This window comes from Janthinobacterium sp. AD80 (assembly GCF_002878455.1).
Taxonomy (GTDB): Bacteria; Pseudomonadota; Gammaproteobacteria; order Burkholderiales; family Burkholderiaceae_D; genus Janthinobacterium.
In genome coordinates this window covers 1-1,298 of sequence record NZ_NRDQ01000300.1, presented here as the reverse complement: position 1 = coordinate 1,298, position 1,298 = coordinate 1, and the positions used below count along the sequence as shown (strand labels likewise).

At 69.7% G+C, this 1,298-nt stretch carries 1 pseudogene; it reads left to right on the top strand.

The features are described 5' to 3' along the window. Positions 1-1,298, top strand: a pseudogene (locus JaAD80_RS31080) (hypothetical protein); the annotation flags it as partial.

The window sequence follows — 1,298 nt, the reverse complement described above, 5'->3', positions numbered from 1 at the left end:
CGACCCGCCGCAGCCGCCCACGCCGAAGATCAAGCTGGCGGCGGGCAGCCAAGCGGCCGGGCCTTACGAGGTCACCGCGTTGCGCAAGACGGCGGAGCGGCGCGTCAGCCGCACAATCTACGAATACACGTTTCGCGTCAGCATCCGCAACAATGGCAGCGACACGGGCAAACATGTGCGTGCCGTCCTTGCCGGCACGCCGCCCGGCACCAGCATCATCGATGGCGAGGTGCAGGCAGGCAGCATCACGCCAGGCGCCACGGTCACGCCCGCCGACGCCATCGTGCTGCGCGTCGAGCGTACGCGGCCGTTTGTGCCGGGCGGCCTGGTGTGGGACATCACGGCCAGCGCCAGCGTGGCGCTGCCCCCCGTGCGGCCAGCGCAAGTGGTGCTGCTGCCGCTGGCGGACCTGGGCATGCCGGACGGCGCCGACAGCGTCAGGGCCAGCGGCGCCATCAGCGACGTGCTGCTCAGGGACGGCAGCGTGCGCTTTTCCACGCCCGGCGACACGGGCAGCGACCAGCACGCGCAACTGGTCGCCAGCAAGGGCAAGCGCGCCGCCGTCTTCGACGTGCTGATCCGCACGGAAATGCCGACGGCCGTGCAAACCCATGTCGAAGCGCTCGACGATGGCAGCCTGCCCGCCCCGCCGCCCGCCCTCACCATCACGGGGCTGGGACCGAACAACAGCTTGCTGCCGGGCGGCCTGGCATTACGCCTGGCTGGCGCGCCGGCGCTGGACTTGCAGCACGACAGCGACGGTTTCCTGGCGGCGCCCGGCGGCGCGGCCATCGGCTTGAAGCCGTACTGGGTGTTCCATCCGGACACAGGCAGCTTCAGCATCAGCGCCACGGCCATGCGGCAATTGCTGGCGGCGCTGCCGCCGGGCGCGCTCGACATGCACCTCAACTTCGTCTCGCGCGACGGCGCATTTGCCGCATCCTATGCCTTGACCGTCCTCCACGCCGGCAGCGTGCTGAAGGGACAGATGCGCACGCCGGCGGGCGGCAATGCCAGCGGCCTGGCAGGCAAGAAAATCTTGCTGGCCGGCTATAACTTCCACCAGCGCCGCGTGGCCGTGATCGACGCCACGGGCGCCTTTTATGCCGAGGGCATCCTGCCGGATACCTACCAGCTGACCTTGAACGACCTCGAGCATCCGAATGCCGTCAGCATCAGCGCCGCCGTCTTCCCCGACAGCACCAGCGTCGATGTCGGCATCGTCTATCCGTATGCGCTGGCGCAGGGCCGGCTGGCCGCAAGCGGGCCGATTGTCAGCGGCACGGCGACGCAGGACG